The organism is Moorena sp. SIO4E2 (assembly GCF_010671945.1).
Taxonomy (GTDB): domain Bacteria; phylum Cyanobacteriota; class Cyanobacteriia; order Cyanobacteriales; family Coleofasciculaceae; genus Moorena; species Moorena producens.
On record NZ_JAAHIE010000528.1, the window covers coordinates 1 to 4,784 of the forward strand.

Genomic DNA, 4,784 nt, shown 5'->3' on the forward strand with positions numbered 1-4,784 from the left:
AACTTCTTTGCCCAACTCAAGCAATATCGAGCGATTGCCACACGCTATGATAAACGGGCAATAAACTTTCTATCCGCAATTTATCTGGCTGCTACCGTTATCTGGCTTAATTGATGACACGCCCTAGCAAATACTCACAGACTTTACTAAACTTTATGATACTTTATGTAACTGTCCACTAACCCCCACCTTGTTTACACAGAGGTGGGGGAAGCTTCATCCACAGACAATTGAATACATTTGTTAACAAGACGACAAAATCTTAACATGCGATCGCAATAATCTCGGAAAACCTGCCAAAGCCTTTCGCACAAAGCAACACAGCCATTGATTCAATCGAGCTAACGGCTAATTCCTTCTAGGAGGCTCCTAGACAAAGGGTTATCCCCCTGGTAAAATAAAAAAAAAACCTGAACGAACCCCCCAACTCCGCCCCCCCAATGTTAAACTAAAACACCGGGAGGAGAGCCACTCTCTTCCTATGATAGAAAGCCTAGAGGTAAGTCCAGAGAACAAAAGTTTTTACATATACCATTATGTTAACATCAAATTTTTCAAAAGAACAACAAAATTCCGATAAACCAGAACAATACGGCCAGTTCCATGCAGAGGCCGATATCGAGTACGGCACAGAACTTCTAAAGTCTCCCTTCTCTCACCTAACAGACGAGGACTACAAACAGCTAAGAGAGTCTGGAATCTCAGATGAAGTAATAAAGGATTGCTCATTCCGGTCAGTGGGAGCAGAGCTAAGAGAGCTGGTAATAGATGCAGAGATAGATGCTGGCGCTAAATTTGAAAGACAGAACGGCGGCCACATAGCCAAATGGCAACTATGGAAGAAGAACCATCTGATCGAGGGAGGTCTTGTTCATGATCATACTCGCGGATTCAATGTAAAAGCGAACAACCGTGGAATAAAAAGGTCGAGGACTGAAGCCGAGCTTAAGACTAAAGGGGGACTAACTGACCCGAACAAGAAAAATACAGAACAAGCGCCTCAGTACAGAACAGAGGAAGGTCCAAAGTACTTTCTCCCCAGAGGGCAACAGGCAGGAATAGTTCTACCTCAGTTTTCTTTTAAGACAGCTCGAAGACTGATCGCCAAGAATAACCCAGAGCTATTAGATCAATTCCCAGAAGAAAAGGATGCGAGGGACTGGCTAATGGAACATAACCCCGAAGCAGCGGAGCAGATCAAAGGGTTTGAAGTGAAAGGCAGCCATGTTTTCTGGGAGTTCGTGCCGCTGCACCCTGAAATTCCAATTTTAATAACAGAAGGGGCGAAAAAAGCTCTGTCATTAATTAGTCATGAGTACCCTGCTATTGCACTGCTGGGCATAATGATGCATTCAGAACCACAGGCTGACTATCCAGACCAGACTCCTCCACTTAAAGAAGAAATAGTTAGACTGTGCCAACCAGGAAGAAGGTGGTACATCTGTCTTGATAATGACAAAGGCAAGCCAAAGGCTGAAAAGAATGGAATAAAAGCGAGGGGAGCGATCGCGATAAAACTTAAGAAACTGGGGTGCTTTCCCTGGGTGATGGAATGGGACAGAAGCCATGGCAAAGGCATAGATGATGTAATAGCCAAAGAAGGCGAGGGCTTTCTAAACCAGACATGGGAAGAAGCTCAAAGGTTCTGTGCTTGGAGAATCCAGGTAAGAAGAAAGCTGACATTGGAAATGGCTTCATCAATAGAGATAAGCGAAAGATGGTTAAAGCGAGATTATTTCCCTTCATTGACCAAGCTACTGGAACACAGGCTAATTGGAGTGTCCTCCCCCAAGAACACAGGGAAAACTACAGTCCTAGCTCAACTTATAGAAGAAGCAAAGAGATTAGGTGACCCTATCTTGATGCTGTCTCACAGAGAACAACTAAGCAGAGCTGGAGGCAAAAAAATTGATATACCCTACGTTGATGACACGACAGCCCAAAGTAGAGCGGAAAAAAAGTGGCTAGGACTCTGTATAGACTCATTACATGAAGATTCTAAGGTTGGCATAGATACAAGACAATGGGCTGGAGCAATCGTAATATTAGACGAGTGGGTACAGATATTACATCACCTACTCCTGGGTAATACATGCAAGAAGGCTCGGATGAAAATTCTTCGAGCTTTCGTTGACATCTTGAAGAACGCTCGGCTGGTAATAGCGCTAGACACAGACTTAGATGACACTTCTATGACTTATCTCAAAAAAGTAATGGGAGTAGAACAGCCTTTTATCGTGAAGAACACAGTCAAGTTGCAAGGGTACACGTCTTATGTGTTCGAGACCAAAGGGGATTGGCTGACCAAGCTGATAGCTGAAATAGCAGAAGGAGGAACCCCTTACATATCTTTAGGGGCTAAGTACGTAAACTCAAGAATGGGGACGTACAATCTGGAATACTTCTTGCAGGCTCTATTTCCTGACCGAATATTCTTAAGGATTGATGCTGATAGCATTACTGAACCAGGACATCCAGCCCAGGGGATAGCAGGGTACATTAATGAATACCTAAGAGCTAATCCCAAGGTAATTCTGATAACTAGTCCAACATTCGAGACGGGGATTAGTATTGATGAACCTCACTTCACCGCAGTATTTGGATACGGCAACGGAGTATTGAAGGAAAGCAATTTTCGACAAGCGATCGCAAGAGTTCGAGACACAGTGCCTCGTTACTTATGGATTGCGAAAGACAGCAAAATCCGTCATGGAAGAACGAACGCTTGTATCCCCCAGCAATACTGGAACGAACAATCAAAACTTTTTAACAAAATGAAGAAGGTTTTGCTATCAGATTTCAGGCCAGGCTTTCTTTCTAAAGAAGATGAATTGAATTACCAGCGAGACAGCGCAGCTCCTTTCACCCCAGAGATAGCAATGAATACCTTAGCAGAATACGCTAGCTTGGAAAACCAAATAGCTATGGACTATCGAGAGTTGGTGATTGATGGGCTAGAGAAAGAAGGACACACCGTGATTCCTGGCAAATTATCAGAATTAGATATTGAGCTGGCAGGGATGGATCCAAAAAAGCTGAGCTGTCAATTAACAGCATCGAAAAAAGAAATGTACGATAAGCACAAGACCAAAGTAACTGAAGCTGAAGGCTTTGAGACAGAAGAAGAGTTTCAGCAGATGTTCAACCGATTACAAAAGACCCCAGAAGAACGAGACCGAGTTCGACATCATCAGATAGAGAAGAGATACGGGGAAGTCACTGACGAGATAGTGGACATGGACGACCGGGGGCTTTATCCCAAGCTCAATCTGCTGTTCTTTGCAACACTGGGGAAAGAATTTAGAGAGGACAGGGATAAAGCGATCGCAGACCCCATTATCCGAGAAGGGGCTTTTCTGCTCCCAGATGTCAACAAGTCGATGATTACTCCAAAAGCCGAGAGGGTAGAAGTAATATTAAAAGCACTGGATCATCTGGGGATAGACCTAGATGATACCGACAGAATTTATTCCAATGAGACTCCTGAGCTAATTGAGTTGAAAAAGTTATTGACCTCAGATGTGGCACGGAAGGAATTCAGGCTCTGCGGACTTGGCTACTTCAACCCAAACAGCACCCCCATCATTATTTTTAGGAAGTTGGCAGCACTGCTAGGATATAAGCTAGGCAGCACAGGAAAACGGCAGTCACAACGCAAAGAAAAGCGCTATTACTTTTACAAGATGAAACCGGTTGACGCGATCGCGATAAAAGAGAAATTCTTTGCCCATCAACTGAAGCAAGAACAAGAGAGGGCAGAAGCTAGGCAGGAAGCTTTAACTGAGCGCTTAGAGAAGGAAGACGTCTCCAGTTTTTCCGAGCTAGTAGAAGAAGTCCTAGTTCTGGGTCGGGACATCGAGACTCCGTTCCTCTGGCCAACGGATGATCACAAACTATCCGCTCCAGCTCCTCGAATTCCGGTGTTCCAAGACAATTCCCCTGCCCAACCTGAAGCTGAACCGACAGCAGAACAACTTGAGCTCACGGTCTAACCCTTTAATAATTTAGTAACTGAAAACATCTTAAAATTAAAGACAACAGAACATAACAGCTGGCTTTTGATAGACAAGTCGGCATATTCTGTGAAAAATTATTGGTGGTACTCGGTCTGAGGCCGGACGAAAAGCCAGAGATACGATGTAGGGTATGAAAAAGACCTGTCGCAAATTAGGGATTTGTTTTTGGGCATATTTACTGTCCCGGTTGCGAGGGGATGACAATATCCCCCCCTTAACAGATTTGATTCGACAAAAGGCTATAGAGCATGAACTGGTGGGTAACCCTGCCTGATACATTGGTGCTCCAATTTGTCAACCAGCGGTTATTGAGAAATTGCAAATAAAAAATTAACAATTAGGATTACCGATTTTGAAAAAAGACAACTGGAGCAAGAGGCCAATCGAAGAGGGATGACCTCGCCTGAGTTGTAAGACAGCTTGATAGCTCGTTTTCCCGAACGCGCCCCGCGTCGGCTTTGCCGAATCCAAGAGACCCTGTGCAAAATTCATCCCACACTCATGGCGTAGCATTGAGATGTGGGGCTTCTTTTGCCGGACAGCTAATTTAATGAAATTGTGTCGATTACCTATATATACCAAAGAAAATGATAGTTAGAACATAATAGAAGAGTTAGTAAGCTAGTAAGGGGAGGATGTCACCTTAGTGGTGCAGAGAAGTCTTGAAAGTACTGGTAGGTATAGAGTCTCAATAATAAGACAGGGATAGCATGACAGGGGGATTCCATGAGAAGCTTAAGGTCCCAAACTCAAAGCAAATTTCATGGA

The 4,784-nt window shown here is 44.0% G+C and carries 2 protein-coding genes; both read left to right on the plus strand.

Annotated elements, in window-relative coordinates; genetic code table 11:
• The coding region (locus F6K37_RS32210; RefSeq protein WP_353838575.1) for a transposase at positions 1–114 on the plus strand (114 nt) is incomplete at its 5' end.
• A 422-nt stretch (positions 115–536) separates the two neighbouring features.
• Positions 537–3,992, plus strand: coding sequence for a plasmid replication protein, CyRepA1 family (locus F6K37_RS32215; RefSeq protein WP_287254677.1), 3,456 nt, complete (start codon positions 537–539; stop codon positions 3,990–3,992).
• Positions 3,993–4,784: the final 792 nt, after the last annotated feature.

Bases quoted from the DNA above. Each gene is read 5' to 3' on its own strand.
- F6K37_RS32215 (WP_287254677.1), top strand. From the start codon at position 537: ATGTTAACATCAAATTTTTCAAAAGAACAACAAAATTCCGATAAACCA.